At 71.5% G+C, this 18,706-nt stretch carries 14 protein-coding genes; 1 reads left to right on the top strand and 13 read right to left on the bottom strand.

Annotated features, from left to right (window positions below):
* Positions 1-62: 62 nt before the first annotated feature.
* Positions 63-1,919 carry an AAA family ATPase gene (locus AB0B58_RS32485; protein ID WP_360231449.1) on the bottom strand — a complete coding sequence of 619 codons (1,857 nt, stop codon included), beginning with the start codon at positions 1,917-1,919 and terminating at the stop codon, positions 63-65.
* Between the two features lie 373 nt (positions 1,920-2,292).
* Between AB0B58_RS32485 and AB0B58_RS32480 the strand changes: the two genes are divergently transcribed.
* Positions 2,293-3,030 (top strand): HAMP domain-containing sensor histidine kinase, encoded by a 738-nt coding sequence (locus AB0B58_RS32480; protein WP_360231446.1) that lies wholly within the window; start codon positions 2,293-2,295, stop codon positions 3,028-3,030.
* A gap of 98 nt (positions 3,031-3,128) precedes the next feature.
* Here AB0B58_RS32480 and AB0B58_RS32475 read toward each other — a convergent pair whose 3' ends face one another.
* The 12 genes from AB0B58_RS32475 to AB0B58_RS32420 form a co-directional block, all read right to left on the bottom strand.
* The gene (locus tag AB0B58_RS32475) at positions 3,129-3,515 is read right to left on the bottom strand and encodes a VOC family protein (protein ID WP_360231443.1); all 387 of its coding nucleotides are present in this window, start codon (positions 3,513-3,515) and stop codon (positions 3,129-3,131) included.
* Positions 3,516-3,593: 78 nt separating this feature from the next.
* Positions 3,594-5,936 carry an EAL domain-containing protein gene (locus tag AB0B58_RS32470; RefSeq protein WP_360231440.1) on the bottom strand — a complete coding sequence of 781 codons (2,343 nt, stop codon included), beginning with the start codon at positions 5,934-5,936 and terminating at the stop codon, positions 3,594-3,596.
* 113 nt (positions 5,937-6,049) lie between these two features.
* The gene (locus AB0B58_RS32465) at positions 6,050-6,772 is read right to left on the bottom strand and encodes a PP2C family serine/threonine-protein phosphatase (RefSeq protein ID WP_360231437.1); all 723 of its coding nucleotides are present in this window, start codon (positions 6,770-6,772) and stop codon (positions 6,050-6,052) included.
* A 101-nt stretch (positions 6,773-6,873) separates the two neighbouring features.
* Positions 6,874-7,893 (bottom strand): hypothetical protein, encoded by a 1,020-nt coding sequence (locus AB0B58_RS32460; protein WP_360231434.1) that lies wholly within the window; start codon positions 7,891-7,893, stop codon positions 6,874-6,876.
* Positions 7,890-9,002 carry a transporter substrate-binding domain-containing protein gene (locus AB0B58_RS32455; protein WP_360231431.1) on the bottom strand — a complete coding sequence of 371 codons (1,113 nt, stop codon included), beginning with the start codon at positions 9,000-9,002 and terminating at the stop codon, positions 7,890-7,892. Before AB0B58_RS32455 ends, AB0B58_RS32460 begins: the two co-directional genes overlap by 4 nt.
* Before the next feature lie 55 nt (positions 9,003-9,057).
* On the bottom strand, positions 9,058-9,309 hold the full coding sequence (gene yidD / locus AB0B58_RS32450) for a membrane protein insertion efficiency factor YidD (RefSeq protein WP_360231458.1): 252 nt from the start codon (positions 9,307-9,309) through the stop codon (positions 9,058-9,060).
* 129 nt (positions 9,310-9,438) lie between these two features.
* Complete coding sequence (gene treZ, locus AB0B58_RS32445) at positions 9,439-11,172, bottom strand: malto-oligosyltrehalose trehalohydrolase (protein WP_360231428.1); 1,734 nt, start codon at positions 11,170-11,172, stop codon at positions 9,439-9,441.
* Complete coding sequence (gene treY / locus AB0B58_RS32440) at positions 11,169-13,451, bottom strand: malto-oligosyltrehalose synthase (RefSeq protein WP_360231425.1); 2,283 nt, start codon at positions 13,449-13,451, stop codon at positions 11,169-11,171. The genes treZ and treY overlap by 4 nt, the downstream gene beginning before the upstream one ends.
* Position 13,452: 1 nt before the next feature.
* Positions 13,453-15,564 carry a glycogen debranching protein GlgX gene (gene glgX, locus AB0B58_RS32435; RefSeq protein ID WP_360231422.1) on the bottom strand — a complete coding sequence of 704 codons (2,112 nt, stop codon included), beginning with the start codon at positions 15,562-15,564 and terminating at the stop codon, positions 13,453-13,455.
* A 253-nt stretch (positions 15,565-15,817) separates the two neighbouring features.
* Complete coding sequence (locus AB0B58_RS32430; RefSeq protein WP_360231419.1) at positions 15,818-16,738, bottom strand: ketopantoate reductase family protein; 921 nt, start codon at positions 16,736-16,738, stop codon at positions 15,818-15,820.
* The gene (locus AB0B58_RS32425; protein WP_360231416.1) at positions 16,735-16,998 is read right to left on the bottom strand and encodes a UBP-type zinc finger domain-containing protein; all 264 of its coding nucleotides are present in this window, start codon (positions 16,996-16,998) and stop codon (positions 16,735-16,737) included. The genes AB0B58_RS32430 and AB0B58_RS32425 overlap by 4 nt, the downstream gene beginning before the upstream one ends.
* The gene (locus AB0B58_RS32420) at positions 16,995-18,554 is read right to left on the bottom strand and encodes a Na+/H+ antiporter (RefSeq protein WP_360231413.1); all 1,560 of its coding nucleotides are present in this window, start codon (positions 18,552-18,554) and stop codon (positions 16,995-16,997) included. Before AB0B58_RS32420 ends, AB0B58_RS32425 begins: the two co-directional genes overlap by 4 nt.
* Between the last annotated feature and the right edge of the window lie 152 nt (positions 18,555-18,706).

Genomic DNA, 18,706 nt, shown 5'->3' with positions numbered 1-18,706 from the left:
GGTCACACCATCCAGTGTCGTCGTCATCACGGCACCTTCCTCGCCGGGCTACGCCCGGCGGGTCAGACCGGAAACACCGAAAGATCCACAGTCCCGCTGAACACCGCGGTCGCCCCATTACTCGGAAAGATGCTTCGATGATCGGCGAGCAGTGCCCCGCTGGCGCGGAATGCCTCGTCTGTCTCGGCGACGCGGAGCGCCGTGGCTGCGAGTTGTTCGGAGGTGGTTCGGTCCGTGGTGTCGGTCTGGCTGAGTGCAGCGAGTTGGCGGGACAGCGCGTAGGTGTGCTGGCTGTCGGCGCGGACGGCGTAGCGGTAGGCGAGTAGTGCAGCGGTGCCGGTGAGGACGAGCAAGATGGTCATGGCTGCGGCGATGGCCTGGTAGGTGCGGCGCCGGCGCCGGGCGCGGCGGTGGCTGGCGTGCAGGAACTCGATGGTCACCGGGTCAAGGGGCAGGTGCTGGGCGGGATCGTTGCTCCAGCGCCGAACGGCATCGTCGACGGCGAGGAGTCGATCGCCGTGGTAGTAGAGGTAGGACGGATCGCGGTGGCGTTGTTGCCAGGTGTGTACGTCCTCGGTGAGGGCCTGATGCAGGGCCTGGTCGGTGAGATTCGGTTGCAGCCAGTCGTGTAGCCGGCTCCAGGAGCGCAGTAGTTCCTCGTGTGCGATGGTGACCAGGCCGTTGTCGGCGACGGTGATCAGCCGTTGCGCGGCGAACGCCTCGATGACCCGGTCGGTTTCGTCGCTGCCGGTCGCGGTGCGCAGGGCGCCGCGGGTAGTAGGGCGGCGGGTGAGTCTGCCGTCGGTGACCGCGGTCAGGTGCAGGAAGATCCGGCGGGTGAGACCCTGCTGGTCGGTGTCGAGGGTGTCGTAGACGTCTTCGGCGCTGGTCCGCACGATGTCGGCTACACCGCCGGTGCGGTGGTAGCCCTCCACGGTCAGCCCCGCGCCGTTCCTGGCCTGCCACATGACGAACATGACCTGCGACAGCAGCGGCAGTGCACCGCAGTCGAACCCGACCGGCAGGCCACGCTCACGCAGATCGTCCAGAACCGCGGCGCAGACGTCATCGGGTACCCGCACGCCGGCCTCCGCGGCCGGGCCGACAATCGCCTCCCGCAGCTCTGATTCACTCATCGCCCCCACCGCGAACACGCCGGCCTCGGCCGCCTGCCGCATCGGCGGGAAGGCCATTGGTTGATCCAGGATGTCCCCACGGATCCCCGCGACGATCAACGCGCCGGGTGTGCCATCGGGCCGGACCGGCGTGGTGGCCATGCTGTGCAGCGCGGTCAGGAACCTGTCGTGCTCGGCGGGGTCGGCGGTGAGGGTGAACAACTCCTCCAACTGGTCAACCACCAGCACCAGCCGCGGACAGGAGTCGATCGCGCCGCCGGCCGCGGCCAACGCCTGCCCAGCCAACAGGTGCGCCTGGCCGGGGTTGGCGGTCAGCGACTCCTGAACACCGATCGCATCGGCGCCGGCAAGATCGGCCAGTTGGACCGCCAACTGCCGCACCGGGTCATTGGTCGGCGTGATCACCCGCCGGGGCCAGTACCGACTGCCGGGTGCCAATGCATCGCAGGCCAGCGAACCCATCAGCCCCGCCCGCAACAATGACGACTTCCCCGCCCCGGACGGACCCAATACCAACAGGACACCCGCGCTGCAGGGATGCTCCCGCAGCCGCCCGAGCAGACGGCCGGTCAACGCGCGCCGCCCGTAGAACACCCGGGCGTGGCGTTCCTCGTACGGCGGCAGCCCGAGATACGGGCAACCATCCCATCCCGGCCGGCGCTCCCTGCGGCCGTCACCAGCCCGCTGCGCACACCGGTCCGCCTCGACCCCCTCGGCCAGGAACCGCACCCGCGCCAACTCCCGGTCGGTCGCCCCCAACGCCTGCGCGACCTTCACCGCCACGTCCGGTCCCGGAACGGTCTTACCCGCAAAGATCTGACTGAGATGCCCGACCGATACGCCGCAAGCGCAGTTGATCCTCCGCAGCGACGGCCCACCACCTCGCTGCCGCAGCTCGCTCAGCAGGTCATGCAACCGGCGATGATCACCCACAAGGCCGGCGCCCGACGTGACCTCCCGGTCACCCCGCGTGCTCACCCGTTCAGCGTAGCGACCTCGGCACCCGGTGTTCGGCCCGTTCGCCAACCCCATACGGATCCCGCACACGCCGCCCCAGGCCACGCACGTCGCGCTCAACAGGTGTTCACCACGCCCCGGTGAACACCCCCCGCCCACGGTCGGCTGGTGTCACCGACACGAACCGCTGGAGGACACCATGCAGGCCCAGACGACAGCACGCCGAACCGCCACGGCGGACACCGGCGCGCCGGCGAACCGGCACGAATCGGAGCTGCGCGCCCTGATGACCATGGCCTCCCACGACCTGAAGAACCCACTCGCCAGCGTCACCGCACACGTCGAGATGATCCGCGCCGACTACGCCGACGCCCTCGGCGAAGACTTCCGGCGTGACCTCGCCACCATCGAACGTGGCCTGAACCGGATGAGCCGGCTGACCCAGGACCTGCTCGACTACGCCAAGGCCGACCACACCCTGCACCTGAGCCCGACCTCGCTGCACGAGATCGTCAGCGACGTCATCGCCGAACACCTCACCAGCCCCGACACCGCCCACATCACCGTGGACGGCACACTGCCGACCCTGGTGGCCGACGCCAAGCTCCTGCGCCACGTACTGGACAACCTGGTCGGCAACGCCATCAAATACACCCGGGCCGGCGCAACACCCCGGATCGAGATCACCGCCCGGACACTTCCCGACGGCACCACCCGCATCGAGGTGGCCGACAACGGCATCGGCATCCCCGCCGCGGACCAGTCCAAGATCTTCGACGCGTTCCACCGCTGCACCAACAGCGGCGGATACCCCGGCACCGGCCTCGGCCTGGCCATCTGCCACCGCATCATCGAACGCCACCGCGGCCACATCGGGGTAACCGAAAACCCCGGCGGCGGAAGCCGCTTCTGGATGACCATCCCGCCAACCTCGTGACCGCGTCGCAGACCGCCTACCGACCCGCCTCGGCCGCACGCGACCGGCTCCTGCGTCTCGCCGCAGGGCCGGTCGGTGTGGGTGTCGGGGCGGAAAGATCACCTTGGGTCGCGCCGCAGCGGGTGATCAGCCGGGACCTCGACGAGCACGATGCGCACGCCGTCCGGATCCTCGATCCACATCTCGACCAGCCCCCACGGCTCCGGCCGGGGTTCCCGGGTGACGGTCACGCCGGCCGCCACCAGGCGTTCGTGCTCGGCCCGTACGTCGCGGACCTGCAGCCAGATCCGAAGCGGCCCGCCCGGCTCGTCGTCGGATGTACCGGACACCTCGAGCAGTCCCTGGCCAAGGAAGAAGACAAGCCCCGGATCCTCCGGAGGCCCGAACTCGCGGTAGACCGCGAGTCCCAGGATGTCCCGGTAGAAGCGGCGGCTGCGCTCCAGGTCGGATGGGCGTAGCAAGATCCGGCTGCTGAGTACCTCCATCGCTCGATCATGCCGTGGCGCGTTCGCAAGCGCCGCTACCCACGGCAACCCAGCGAGGATTCGTGGTCACCGCACCGGCTACGAGGCCAGGTGTGGGCTCGTGTGCGGCGCGGGCTGGGTCGGGATCATGGCGGCCAGCCGGTGCACCGGGCCGGGCTGGCCGAACAGGTAGCCCTGGCCGAAGTCGCAGCCGAGCGACGCCAGCGCCCGGGCCCGGGCGGGCGTCTCGATGCCCTCGGCCACCACGGCGATGTTCAGCTCGGCGCAGATCGCCAGCACCGAGCGGCACAGCGCACCCGCGCGCTCCGGAGAGACGTCCACATCGGTGAGCGTCGAGTCCAGCTTGACGATGTCGACCGGCAGCGAGTGCAGCTGGGCCAGCGCGTTGTAGCCGCTGCCGAAGTCGTCGAGCGCCACCCGGACCCCGCGCCGGCGCAGCCGCTCCGCGACCTCCACCGCCCGGGCCATGTCCGGGATGCGGCGGGTCTCGGTGATCTCCACGACGAGCCGGGACGGCCGGACCGAGTGCCGTTGCAGCGCCCGGTCGACCGCCTCCTCCAGCCCGTGCTGACCGAGCCGGGCCGCGGACACGTTGACGTGCATGTCGATCGGCCGGCCGTACGTCTGCGCCAGCGCGGAGGCGTCGGCGCACGCCCGGTCGAGCACGAAGTCGTCGATCGCCGCGACCAGCCCGGTCCGCTCGGCCACCGTCACGAAGACGTCCGGATCCACCGGCCCGGCCACCGGGTCCGTCCAGCGCGCCAGCGCCTCGACCGCGACGATCGCGCCGTCGGCGAGGCGCACGATCGGCTGATAGTAGACCTCGAACCCGGCCGCGGCCGGGTTGCCGGACAACGCCCGGGCCAGCAGGTGCGGCAGGTCGGCGTTCGGCCCGCCGTCCGCACCGCCGGCGTACCGGGCGAGCGCGTTCTTGCCGCGCCGCTTGCTCACGTACATGGCGGCGTCGGCGCGGCGCAGCAGGGCGTCGGCGGACAGGTCGGCGTCGCCCGGATCGGACAGCACCAGGCCGAGGCTGGCGCTGATGCCGACCGTGTGGCCGTCGATCACGAACGGCTCGCGGAGCGCCGCGAGGATGCGGTGTGCCGCCGGCTCGGCCTCGTCCGCCGGCCGCTCGAGCAGCGCCGCGAACTCGTCGCCGCCGAGGCGGGCGACCAGATCGCCCTCGCCGACGCAGGCGACGAGCCGCTCGCCGATCGCGCGCAGCAGCCGGTCGCCCATCGCGTGGCCGAAGCTGTCGTTGATGAGCTTGAAGTCGTCCAGGTCGGCGAAGAGCAGCGCCACGGGCACGCCGCGGTGGCGGTGGTCGTCGAGGGCCAGCACCAGCCGCTCGCGGAACAGCGCCCGGTTGGCCAGGCCGGTCAACGGATCGTGGTACGCCTGATGGTGCAGCCGTTGCTGGCCCTCGGAGATCCGGGCGAGCAGGACCGTGTTGTCCACGATGGTGAACATCTGCCGGGCCACGACCAGGCCGAGCCCGAGCCAGCCCAGGTACGCCTCGTACGACGTCAGCTGCCCGCCCGCACCGGTACGCACCGCGATGACCACGCCCGTCGCCACCACCGGCAGGTACGGCAGCAGCAGGTGCAGCCAGTCCGCCTCGGCCCGCTCGAGGGCGGGACCCTCGTCCAGGCCCGGGTTGCTGAGCGCGGCGAGGGTGAGCAGCGCCGGGCCGAGCAGGTAGCCGGCGGACCCGACCGGTGACAGCACCCCCGTGCTCAGGTGTAGCAGCCGGAGCGTGTCGGAGACCCCGAAGGCCAGCATCGCAAGGCCCATCAGCCGCAGCGGCACCCGCCCGGCCAGCGACGTCGGCCGGGTGGTCAGCAGCAGCGCGACCATGACGGCCAGCCAGAGGTCGGCGATCGGGTACGCCGCCGCGGTGCCGGCCACCCAGGGGCGCGCCAACACCTCGTCGGGGATCCGGTCGGGCAGCGCCGACCAGGCCAGGGCGAGCAGCGAGCCGGTGACCAGGAGGCTGTCGATGACCAGCACGATCCGGTCCCGGCGCAGCGACGCCTGCGGGGGGCGCGGCAGCGCCATCGAACCGGCGATCAGGGCCAGGAACGTGAACAGCGGCAGGGTCAGGAAGCCGACGTCGGCCGGCGTGGCCGCCGCGGCCCGGTCGGGCTCGACGAGGTCACGGACGGTGAACCAGAGCCGGCCGGCGGCCCAGGTGGTCAGCCCCGCGCCGATCAGCAGCCGCCAGCGCCGCCGGGGACCGGATCTCTCGCGGCCCGCGGCGAAACAGACGAAAGCGGCGACGGCCCCCAGGACGAACTGGGCGGCGTCGTTGAAGAGCCGCTGGCCGGGACCGGCGGGAACCGCGTACGCGCCGGTCGCCGTGACCGCGGCGGCGAGCACCAGCGTCACGGCTGACCGCGCCGACAGCCGTTCCGTCGTCATCACCACCCGCAGCAGGGCCGCGGCTGGCCGTCCCGCGACCGGAGTAAGGTACCGCAGCCCTCACCCCCTGCGGAAAGTCCGCAGCCGCGCGCGACCGCGACGCCCCCGTCGGGTCAGTCGATGGCTGTCAGATCGGCGACAATCACCGTGATGTTGTCCGGGCCGCCACCCTGTAGTGCGAGGTCGAGCAGGCGCTCGGCGCAGCTCTGCGGAGCGTCACAGGCGAGCAGCTCGGCCTCGATCCGGTCGGCCGAGACCACGGTGGTGAGGCCGTCGCTGCACAGCAGCCAGCGGTCGCCCGCCTCCGGCTCGACGATGACGTAGGACGGGCTGACCGGCTCGCCCTGCAGCGCCTGGGTGACCACCGCGCGACGGGGGTGGCTGCCCGCCTCCTCGGGCCGGATCAGGCCCTGGTCCACGAGCATCTGAACGTACGTGTCGTCCTTGGTGAGCTGGTTCAGCCGGCCGTCGCGCAGCAGGTAGGCGCGGGAGTCGCCGACGTGGGCCAGCGCGGCGCGGTCACCGGAGAAGATCACGGCGGTGAGCGTGGTGCCCATGCCCTGCAGGGCGGCGTCGGCGGCGACGGTCTCGGCGATCCGGCCGTTCGCCACCTCGAGCGCCTTGTGCAGCGCATCCATCTGGCTCTCGTTGTCGATCGCCACGTCGAGCGAGGTCATCGCCTCGACGGCGATGCGGCTCGCGACGTCACCGGCGGCCATGCCGCCCATGCCGTCGGCGACGACGAGTAGCCGGTCACCGGCGTAGTAAGCGTCCTGGTTGTTGCTCCGGACGTGGCCTTTATCGGTGATGGCAGCCCACCGCAGGTGCAAGGTCATGGCGTGCAGCCTGCCAGGTCACGTCCAGCCTGTCTGCATGTGGTCCGCGGCGCGTCGCGACAACCGGGCTGTACCTGCGCAAATCCGCGACCCGGCCGGGGCTACCGGGGCCGGCCGAGGCAGCGCGGGTCCACCTCGGTGGCCCGCCGGGTCGGCGCGACCCACTCGAGCGCGGACTCGTCGATCGCCCATCCGCGTACGGTGATCCGGCTCTTCTGGGTCCGGACCGGCTCGGGGCACAGGGTCTTGGACCGCACCTGATCGTTGGGGATGAACACCACCTCGCCGCCGCGCTGCAGGATCGTGGTGGCGGTGTCGTCGACGGTGATCAGCTGACCGCGGATCACCCGGATCGGCGCCCGCTCGTCGTCGGCGACCTCGACCGCGCTGTTGGGCAGCACCGGCGCGCGCAGGAAGACGACACCGATCACGAACGGGGCGGTGATCATCGCCGCGACGGCGGGCCAGTGCGTCGCGAGCCGGGCGGCGCGCGGCGGCAGCGGTCCGGTGAGCAGCCAGCCGAGCAGCGGCGGCACGAACAGCATCACGGCGGTGCCGACGTCGCCCGCGGCCAGCGCGGTCCGGATGCCGGGCCAGACCCAGATCAGCACCACCACGCCGAGCGCGATCGGCACCACCAGCGTCACCACGGCCAGCATCCGGGTCTCGCCCGGATAGCGCTGCACCGCGGTCAGCGCGACGATGACGGCGGCCAGCATGATCAGCGCGGGCAGCAGGCGCAGCTGCCAGGTGAAGCCGGCCAGCACCACCGCGACCGCCACCACCCAGTCCGGCATCCGCAGGGCGGTCAGCGCCAGCAGCGAGCGCCGGGCCGTGTCCTCCTGGTCCGGCGTGCTGACCAGCAGCAGGCCGCCGAGGGCGCGCAGCACCAGCACCACCGCCGGAACCGTCCAGATCAACGTGATGATCAATGCGCTGAGCATGCCGAGCGGGCTGATGTACTGCACCAGCAGCAGCATCGTCGGCAGGTCCTGGCGGCTCAGATACCAGAGCCGCAGCACGAGCAGCACCAGCGGGAACGCCGGCAGGATGGTGAGCAGCCAGTTGAGCTGGGCGCGGCGGACCCGGCGCGGCGGCCGGGGCAACGGCGTCACGGTCACGGCGCGACCTCTTCCCAGGGCAGCTCGCGCACCGCCGGGCGGGTGGTGTCGGGCTGCTGCGGGCGGGCCAGCGGCACGCGCACGCGGTCGACCGTCACGTTCTTCCCGGTCTCGGGCAGAATGTTCCCCGCATAGGCCTGCTCCCAGCGTGCATCCTTCGGATCCTCGAAGGACCGGTAGAGGGTGAGGTTCACCAGATCACGCAAGGCGGCGTTGGCACCGACGCTCACACCCCAGGCCTCGGTCTTGTCCAGCCCGAGGTCCCAGTGGTCGTACTTGTCTGGGTAACGGGCCTTGTAACCACCGAGAATCGCCGCGTCCGTCGTGATCGCGTTCACCGCGCCGCTGTCGAGCAGCTCGAAGCACTCCGAGACACGGTTGCGGCGGGTCAACTTGGCACCGGAGTCCCGGGCCGTCACCGCGCTGGTGGAACTGGACAGCGTGCAGGCTGTCTTGTCCTTGAACTCCTCCAGGCTGGCCACCTTCCCGTGGCCCTTGAGCGTGATCACCGATTGCTCGGTGTGCAGGTACGACTGCGAGAACATGACGTTGGGCATGTCCTCGCGCTCCTTGGTGATGCTGTAGCTGGCGATCACCATCTTGACCGGCACCGGGTTGCCGCCGAGGTCGGTCGCCTCCATCCGGGCCCGGTCCTCGCTCTCGATGCCGTAGAACCGCACCTCGTCGCGGCGGAACCCGAGGTCCTCGGCGATCATGTAGGCGATGTCGATGTCGAAGCCCCGCCAGCTGCCGTCCTCGGGGTCGCGCTCGGCGATGCCGGGCTGGTCGTCCTTCACGCCGATCGGCAGCGTCTTCCACTCGTCGACCCCGGCCGCCCGGCGCAGGTCCTCGACCGAGGGCGGCCCGACGTGGAACAGCCGCACCCAGAAGAACGTGAGCGCCAGGATCATCACCACGCCGACCGCCACCAGGCGCCACGGCGCCAGCGAGCCGCCCCAGGTGCGCACGACCTGCTCGGGCTGGGTGAAGGTGCGGCGCAAACCCTCCATCGTGCGCTGGGCACGCGCCGACCGGGGCCGGCGCTGTACCGGCACCCGCCGGTGGATCACTGCCTTGCGAAACCGGGCCTCGCCGCTTTCCTCGTCCATCGTCGGCAACGCCCTCCCGTACCTGTAGCGGAGCGGCAATGATGACCGACCAATGTCACGGAACGGGGTCCGCGGTCCCGAACGCGACACCCGGCCGGCAGCGCCGCAGCCGGCCGGCCGTGAGCCGCAGCCCCTTGCGGGTGCCGTGGCGCTGTACGGCCTCGAGACCGTAGGCGCTGCACGTCGGCGTGTAGCGGCAGCGGGTCGGCAGCCGGGGAGAGACCCTGCGGTAGCCGCGGATGGCGGCGGTCACGGCGGCGTCGGTGCGCCGACCGCGGGCGCCCAGGCGGGAGAACGCCAGCAGCATCGTGCTGAGCAGGCCGAAGTCGCAGCATGGGAGATCGCAGACATCGCAGTCGCAGCCGTCGTGCCACCGGCCCTTGCGCTTGCGGCGCTTCGTTCGTCCCCACATGGTGACCATGGTGACGTACGCGTGCTAGCGGAAGGCGACCACGACGGCCGTCTCCGGCGGCAGGTCGACCCGGTCGCGCTGCAGCACCACGCCCGGCCCGGTCGCGAGCAGCACGCTGCGCGGCGCCGCCCGCAGGCTGACCGTCTGCGGCACCCCGGCGAGGTTCGCCGCCACGGCGCAGTCGCCCCGGCGCATCACCAGGTGCCGGTCGCCGTACCAGAGCTCGACCCGGTCCAGCCGCGGGTCCGACAGGTCGGCCCGGTCCCGGCGCAGCGCGATGAGCCTCTTGTGCAGGTCGAGGAGCTCGGCGTGACCGGGCTTCTCGCGCTCGGACCAGTCCAGCTTCGAGCGCAGATACGTCGCCGGGTCCTGCGGGTCGGGCACCTCGGCCTCGGCCCAGCCGTGTGCGGCGAACTCGCGCCGCCGGCCGTTCCTGACCGCCGCGGCCAGCTCGGGCTCGGGGTGGCTGGTGAAGAACTGCCAGGGGCTGCCGGCCGCCCACTCCTCGCCCATGAACAGCATCGGCGTGAACGGCGAGGTGAACAGCAGCGTCGCGCCGACCTTGAGCAGGCCCGGCGACAGGGTCGCCGAGAGCCGGTCGCCGGTCGCGCGGTTGCCGATCTGGTCGTGGTTCTGCAGGTACGCGACGAAGCGGTGCCCCGGCGTCCGGGCGCGGTCGACCGGGCGGCCGTGCCGGCGCCGGCGGAAGCTCGACCAGGTGCCGGCGTGGAAGAACGCGCCGGTCAGCACCGTCTCCAGGCACTCGAGCGAGCCGAAGTCGCCGTAGTAGCCCTGCCGCTCGCCGGTGAGCAGCGCGTGCAGGGCGTGGTGCACGTCGTCGTCCCACTGGGCCGGCAGGCCGTAGCCGCCGGCCTCGCGCGGGGTGATCAGCCTCGGGTCGTTGAGGTCCGACTCGGCGATCAGCGACAGCGGGCGGTTGAGGTGGGTGGAGAGGCCTTCCACCTCCAGCGCCAGCTCCTCGAGGAGGTTGACCGCGCCGTGGTCGACAAGCGCGTGCACGGCGTCGAGCCGCAGGCCGTCGACGTGGTAGTCGCGCAGCCAGCCGAGGGCGCTGTCGATGATGTAGCGGCGGACCTCGTCCGACAGCGGGCCGTCGAGGTTGACCGAGTCGCCCCACGGGTTGGCGCCGGCGGCGCTCAGGTACGGCGCGAACATCGGTGCGTACGCGCCGCTCGGCCCGAAGTGGTTGTAGACGACGTCGAGCACGACGCCGAGGCCCTTGCCGTGAGCGGCGTCGACGAAGCGCTTCAGGCCGTCCGGGCCGCCGTAGGCCTCGTGCGGCGCGAACCAGCAGACCCCGTCGTATCCCCAGTTGTACTCGCCGTTGAACGAGCCGACGGGCAGCAGCTCGACGAGGTCGACGCCGAGCTCGACGAGGTGGTCCAGGCGCTCGACGGCGGCGTCGAAGGTGCCCTCCGCGGTGAAGGTGCCCACGTGCAGCTCGTAGAGGACGGAGCCCGGCAGCCGGCGGCCGGTCCAGGCGCCGTCCGTCCAGCCGAAGGCCGAATGGTCGTAGACCCGGCTGGGCCCGTGGACGCCACCGGGCTGCCACGCGGAGCGCGGGTCGGGCAGCGGACCGTCGTGATCCGACAGCAGATAGGCGTAGTCCGTGCCGTGTCCCGCCTCCGGGACGTCGGCGCGCCACCAGCCGTCGTCGCCTCGCTCCATCTCCCGGTCCGTCCCGTCGATGTGCAGCCGGACGGCCTTCTCCGGTGCCCACACCTCGAAGCGCGTCACTGCTCTCGCACCAGTAGCGCGACGGGGTACGTGTGCAGGAGCTCGGCCACCGCCAGGCGGCTGCCGCCGTAGCTGGTATTGGTGAAGACTTCCGTCCAGGTGTGGCCGTCGAGTGACAGCGACGTGTCGTGCCACCCGCCGTGGCGTGACAATCCGACCGGCAGGCGGGTCGCCACCGCCACCACCCCGCCGCGGTCGAAGGCCAGCACGTGGTCGCGGACCCGGCCGTCGGCCGGGGCCGGCCGGTAGCCGCCGAACAGCTCGGGCCGCTGCCGGCGCAGGCGCAGCGTCCGGCTGGTGACCAGCAGCTTCGCGGCGCCGGTACCGTCGACCGGCGGCTGCCAGCCGTCGTCGATGCGGCCGAGCAGTTCGCGGCGCAGGCCGAAGTCGACCGGCCGCCGGTTGTCCGGGTCGACCAGGGAGAAGTCCCAGAGCTCGGTGCCCTGATAGGTGTCCGGCACGCCCGGCATGGTGAGCTGGACCAGCTTCTGGCCGAGCGAGTTGGACCAGCCGGGCGCCGTGATCGAGGCCGCGAAGTCGGCGACCTCGCGGTGCAGGGCCGGGTCGTCGTAGATCCGGTCGACCATCTCCCGCAGCGCGGTCTCGAACTTCTCGTCCGGACGCTGCCAGGTGGTGACGGCACCGCTCTCGCGCGCGGCCTTGAGCGCGTACGCCCGCAGCCGGTCCCGCTCGATCGGCCAGGCGCCGACGGCGGCCTGCCAGATCAGGTGTGCCAGGGCCGGGTCGGGCAGCGGGGCCGCGCGCACCCAGCGGCGCACCACCTCGGTCCAGTCGCCGGGCAGTTCGGAGAGGACGGCGAGCCGGGCCCGGACGTCCTCGCTGCGCTTGGTGTCGTGGGTGGAGAGCGTGGTCATGCCCGCCGGCCACCAGTGCTGCCGCTCCCCGGCGTGGCCGTGGAACTCGTCCGGGCGCACGGCGAACCTCGACGGGTCGTTGCCGACCTCGTTGCGGGCGGTGAACCGGGTCCACCGGTAGAACGCGGTGTCCTCGACGCCCTTGGCCATCACCGCGCCGGTGTACTGCTGGAACCGCACGGCCAGCTCGTCGTCCGCGTGCCGCAGCCGGGCGGTGAGCTGGTCGAGGACGCCGATGAGGGCGGGCTGGCGGCGGCCGGCCTCGGACCGGGCCTCGGCCAGATGCCGGGTGCCGAACGGCAGGTAGGAGCGGTAGACGGGGAAGCAGGCGGCGAGCTCGGCGAGCGCCCGCGGCGCGGCCTCGACGTCGGGCACGAGCCGGCACATCCGGGCCAGCTCGGCGGCGAGCTGGACGGTGGCGACGTGCAGCTTGGTCCGGTGGACCAGGTCCTGCCAGCTGGTCTCGCCCCCGATCAGGTGATGGTCGAGGGTGTCGAAGAACGCCTCGGTGCCCGGGTCGATGAAGACGCCGCAGATCTCGGAGAGCGCGTCGTAGCCGGTGGTGCCCGCGACCGGCCACCTCGGCAGCTTCTCGCCCGGCTCGAGGATCTTCTCGACCACGATCCACGCGTCCGGCGCGGCCTCGTGCAGCCGGTGCAGGTAGACGCCCGGGTCGCGCAGGCCGTCCGGGTGGTCGACCCGGATGCCCTGCACGCCGCCCTCGGCGTACCAGCGCAGGATCTCGCGGTGGGTGGCCTCGAAGACCTCCGGGTCCTCGACCCGCAGCCCGGCCAGGTCGACGATCGCGAAGAACCGGCGGTAGCCCAGCTCCGCGTCGCCGCGGGTCCAGTCGACCAGCTCGTAGTGCTGCCGGTCGTGCACCTCCCGCGGCGTGCCCTCGCCGGTGCCGTCGGCGATCGGGTAGCGCCGGTCGAAGTAGCGCAGCTCCCGCCCGTCCTCGGAGTCCTCGATGGTCAGCTTCTCGAGGGCGTCCGGGTCGTCGGCCAGCACCGGCAGCAGCAGCCGGCCCCGGGACCAGTCGATGTCGTAGAACTTCGCGAACTCGGAGGACTGCCCCTTCTTGAGCACGTCCCACCACGTCGGGTTCGCGGCGGGCACCGCGACGCCGGCGTGGTTGGGCACGATGTCGATCACCAGGCCCAGCCCGGCGGCGTCCAGGGCCGCCTTGAGGGCCAGCCGGCCCGGCTCGCCGCCGATGGCGGGGCTGACCCGGCCGTGGTCGACCACGTCGTAGCCGTGCTCGGAGCCGGGCACCGCGGCGAGCAGCGGCGCGGTGTAGAGGTGACTGACGCCGAGATCGGCCAGGTAGTCGACGAGTTCGGCCGTGGCCGTGAGGGGGAAACCGGGGTGGACCTGGACGCGATAGGTGGCAGAAGGGGGCAATTTAGACCATCCTGTCCAAAACGACGAGCGAGCGGTCCGGCACGAGGATGGAGGTACCCGACTCCACGATCGACGGGCGGTCCGGCGAGGGCTCGGCCGTCTCGATGACCTTCTCCCACTTCTCGCCGTACTCGGCGGGCGGCGTGGAGAACTCGATCGGTGCGTCGTGTGCGTTGAAGAAGAGCAGGAACGAGCTGTCGACGTGGCGCTGGCCGTACTGGCCGCGCTCGCGGATGCCCTCGCCGTTGACGAACAGCGCCACGGCCCGGCCGAAGTCGTTGCCCCAGTCGTCGCCGGCCATCTGGCGCCCGTCCGGGGTGAACCACTCCAGGTCGGGCAGCGGGTCGCCGCCGCCGCGCGCGGTGACCGGCAGCCCGGTGAAGAACCGGCGGCGCTGGAACGCCTGGTGGCGGTGCCGGAACGCGGTCAGCTTGCAGGTGAACTCGAGCAGCGTCTCGTCGGCGTTGTCCCAGTCGATCCAGCTGAGCTCGTTGTCCTGGCAGTACGCGTTGTTGTTGCCCTGCTGGGTGCGGCCCAGCTCGTCGCCGTGCGAGATCATCGGCACGCCCTGGCTGAGCATCAGCGTGGCGAGGAAGTTGCGCCGCTGCTTCGCCCGCAGCCGCCGGATCCGCTTGTCGTCCGTCGGGCCCTCGGCGCCGCAGTTCCAGGACCGGTTGTGGCTGTCGCCGTCCCGGTTCTCCTCCCCGTTGGCCTCGTTGTGCTTGTCGTTGTACGAGACCAGGTCGTTGAGGGTGAAGCCGTCGTGCGCCGTCACGAAGTTGATCGAGTGGAAGGGCTTGCGGCCGTCGTCCTGGTACAGGTCGGCAGAGCCGGTGATGCGGCTGGCGAACTCCGCGAGGGTGGCGGGCTCGCCGCGCCAGAAGTCGCGGACCGTGTCGCGGTACTTGCCGTTCCACTCGGTCCAGTTCGGCGGGAAGTTGCCGACCTGGTAGCCGCCGGGCCCGACGTCCCAGGGCTCGGCGATGAGCTTGACCTGCCCGACCACCGGGTCCTGCTGGACCACCTCGAAGAAGGTGGAGAGCCGGTCGACGTCGTAGAACTCGCGGGCCAGCGTCGACGCCAGGTCGAAGCGGAAGCCGTCGACGTGCATCTCGGTCACCCAGTAGCGCAGCGAATCCATGATCAGCTGGAGGCTCTGCGGACTGCGCACGTTGAGGCTGTTACCCGTACCGGTGTAGTCCATGTAGAAGTTGGGCTGATCGTCGACCAACCGGTAGTAGGTCCGGTTGTCGATGCCCTTCAGGCTCATCGTCGGGCCGAGGTGGTTGCCCTCCGCCGTGTGGTTGTAGACGACGTCGAGGATCACCTCCATGCCCGCCGCGTGCAGCGCCCGGACCATACCCCGGAATTCCTGGGTCTGCTGGCCGAGCGAGCCCATCGCCGAGTACCCGTGGTACGGCGCGAAGAAGCCGATCGTGTTGTAGCCCCAGTAGTTGCGCAGGCCCAGGTCGGCGAGGCGGTTGTCGTGCACGAACTGGTGCACCGGCATCAGCTCGACCGCGGTCACGCCGAGCTTCTTGAAGTGCTCGATGATCGCCGGGTGGCCGATCGCCGCGTACGTGCCGCGCAGGTCGTCGGGCACGTCGGGGTGCCGCTCGGTGAGCCCCTTGACATGGGTCTCGTAGATCACCGAGTGGTGGTACGGGATGTCCGGCCGCCGGTCGTTGCCCCAGTCGAAGTACGGGTTGACGACGACGCCCTTCGCCATGTGCGGCGCCGAGTCGAGATCCGACATCTCGTCGGGATTGTCGAAGTCGTAGGCGTAGAGCGACGGGTGCCAGGCGATGTCGTCGTCGACGGCCCGGGCGTACGGATCAAGGAGCAGTTTGTGCGGATTGCACCGCAGCCCCCGCGATGGGTCGTACGGCCCGTACACCCGGTAGCCGTACCGCTGCCCCGGCTCCACGCCCGGCAGATAGGCGTGCCACACGAAGGCGTCCTGCTCGTGCAGCTGTACCTTCCGCTCGTTGCCCGACGGATCGAAGAGGCACAGCTCGACCGCCTCGGCGACCTCGGAGAAGATCGCGAAGTTGGTGCCCGTGCCGTCGTACGTCGCGCCCAGTGGATACCGGTGACCCGGCCACACCTGCATGTGCTGCTCCCGCCCTCGCCTGTCGGTGCCCGGCGGTCGCGAGGGCCTCGCCGCGGGCGCTTCGTAGCCTGCCGCGGCCGTGGCGACGCTCGGTCCTGCGCGGCCGCGTCAGCGGTAATTCTCACCGACGGCACCGGCGACGTCCCCGCGACTGTCCGGATACCCGCCGATACTTCCCGCTTCCGCCGTGAGCGTCGTCACCGCCGCGACCATTGTCGAGCATAGGTGCGACCGGGCCGCGCGCCGGGCGGGTTCAGGCCGCCCGGCCGCGGGCGTAGATCGACAGGTTCGTGTACGCCGCCGAGAACAGCGGGGCGTCAACCCCCAGTCGCTGCGCGTGAGCCACCAGGTCGCCGACGATCTCGTCCGCCTCCACCGGCCGTCCCGCCTGCATGTCCCGGTACAGCGACGAGGTCGTCGGCACGTCGCGGGCCGTCAGGCCGGAACGCAGGAACTCCGCCGCCGCGGCGCGGGGCGGATGGCCGGCCGCCGTCCCGATGGCGATCGCCTCGTCCACCACGCGGTCGGCGAAGGCCGGCCCGCCGGGCGCCGCCGTGATGTCGCCGACCGTGCCGCGCATGAGCGTCGTCGCCGCACCCAGGCCGGCCAGGAAGAGCCACTTCTCCCACATCTGCGTGACGATCAGGTTCGTCGGCTCGGAGGCGAAGTCCGCGCCCGACAGCGCCTCGCCCACCGCCGCCAGCCGCGGGTCCGCGCCGCCGTCCAGCGGCCCGTACGCGAGCCGGTGCAGGCCGGTCAGCTGCACGACGTCGCCCTCGTCGGTGAGCGTGCCCGCGATCATGCAGACGCCGCCGTACACGTGCTCGGCGCCGAACGCCGCCACCAGGGCGTCGATGTGCCGCATCCCGTTGAGCAGGGGCACGATCACCGTGCCCGGGCCGACCGCCGGCCTCAGGTCGGCGATCGCGGCGTCCAGGCCGTAGCCCTTCACCGCGACCACGATCAGGTCGTACGTGCCGTCGAGCGCGCCCGCGGTCACCGTGCGCGCCTTGACGACGCTCTCGCCGCGCGGCGAGTGGATCCGCAGGCCGCGCTCGGCGAGCACCGCCGCCCGGCCCGGCCGGACCAGGAACGTGACATCCTTGCCGATCTCGGCCAGCCGGCCGCCGAAGTAGCCGCCGGTCGCCCCGGCGCCGACGAACAGCGTCCTCATCCGAGCACCTCGTCCACGAAGCACCACCTCCAGGTCTCGCCCGGCTCGTAGGAGCGCATCGCCGGGTGTCCGTCGGCCGCGTAGTGCCGGGACATGTGCCGCCGCGGCGAGGAGTCGCAGCACGCCACGTACCCACAGTCGAGGCAGACGCGCAGGTGGACCCAGTCGTGGTGGCCGTCGGCGACGCACTCCGGGCAACCGCCCTCGTACGGCGCCCGCGGTTCCGGCTCACCGGCTTCCTTCAGATGCTGGCAGGTCAATCGTCACTCCGGTTCAGCTGGGACTCTTCGAGGTCGAGCTCGCGCTGGGCGCGGTTGAGCACCTCTTCGGAGATGCGCCCCTCGTTGCGGGCGACCTTGAAGACGTGGCGCTCCGCGGAAATCATCTCCCGCCGCAGCCGACCGTACGCGGCCGACGGGGTCTCCTGGTCCTGATTGCCCAGCCGCTCCCAGGCGACGTTGGCCCGGCTGTCGGTCAGCGCCCGCAGCCGCTCGACCACCGAACTCGGCGCGCCGCCGGCCTTCTCCTCGAGCCGTTCCAGCGCCGCCCGGCTGGCCGCGTGCTGCACGCCGGCCTCGGCCAGGGCGTCCTCGGCGGTGGTGTCCTGCACGACGCCGAGGCGGCGGGCCAGCCACGGCAGGGTGGTGCCATGGATCAGCAGGGTGAGCACGATGATCGCGAAGGCGACGAAGACGAACAACTCGCGCGGGTAGCCCTGCCCGGGCTGCAACGTCAGCGCCGCGGCCAGGGTGACCACGCCGCGCATGCCGGCCCAGGCGATGACCGTCGGCACCGCGATCGGCGGCCGTTCCTCCCGGGACCGGATCCGCGGTACGAGCCGGGCCAGGTAGGTGGCCAGGTACAGGTAGGCGAACCGGACCACGACGAGCGTCACGAAGACCGCGAGGGTGATCCGGATCGTGGTCGCCATGTTCAGCTCGATGCTGCTGATCAGCTCGCGGAGTTGCAGGCCCACCAGGAGGAAGACGACGCCCTCGAGCAGGAAGATGACCAGCCGCCAGACCGCGTCCATCTGTAGCCGCGAGGTCGCCGACAGCAGGTACGGAATCCGGTGCCCGAGGTAGAGCCCGGCCACGACGACGGCCACCACGCTGGAGGTGTGCATCCGCTCGGCGACGATCACCACGACGAACGGGGTGAGCAGCGATACGGCGTCGTCCAGCAGCGGGTCGACGATCTTCTTGTGCAGCCAGGCGGCGCCGAGCGCGAAGGCGAAGCCGAGCAGCACGCCGCCGCCGGCCTTGAGGGCCACCTCGCGGGTGATGTCCAGGAAGCCGACGGCCGTGCCGGTCAGCGCGCCGATGGAGATCCGGAGCAACACCAACGCGGACGCGTCGTTGAGCAGGCTCTCGCCCTCCAGGATGGTGACCACCCGGCGGGGCAGGCCGATCCGGCGGGCGATCGCGGTCGCCGACACCGCGTCGGGCGGCGCCACCACCGCGCCGAGCGCGACGCAGGCCGCCAGCGGCACCGCGGGCAGCAGCGCGTGCACGACCAGGCCGACGGCGAACGCGGTGACCACCACGAGCCCGACCGCGAGCAGCAGGATCGGCCGCAGTGCACGGCGGAAGGCGATGACGCTGGTCTGCAGGGCGGCGACGTAGAGCAGCGGCGGCAGGATGCCGATCAGCACCAGTTCGGGCTCGATCTCGACGTGCGGCAACCCCGGCATGAAGGAGAGCCCGAGGCCCGCCACCAGCAGGACCAGGGGCGCGATGAAGCCGAGCCGCCGGGCCAGCGCGGCGCCGAGCACGGCGATCGCCACGAGCACGACCGTGTCGACGATGGGTTCCATGCCTGGAGCTTAGAGACCGCGACGGGCGGCGGCCTGTGGCGCCAGCCACGTGCCGCGGCCCTGTGCCTGAGCGCCGTACCTGGAAAGAATGAGCCGTTCTACTCACGCCGCGGAACCGGCATTGACGGAGGCTGACGCCCATGACAATGATC

Origin of the sequence: Actinoplanes sp. NPDC049118 (assembly GCF_040648555.1) — a bacterium.
Lineage (GTDB): Bacteria > Actinomycetota > Actinomycetes > Mycobacteriales > Micromonosporaceae > Actinoplanes.
The sequence above is the reverse complement of the archived record's forward strand: the minus strand, read 5'-3'. Positions and strand labels throughout refer to the sequence as shown.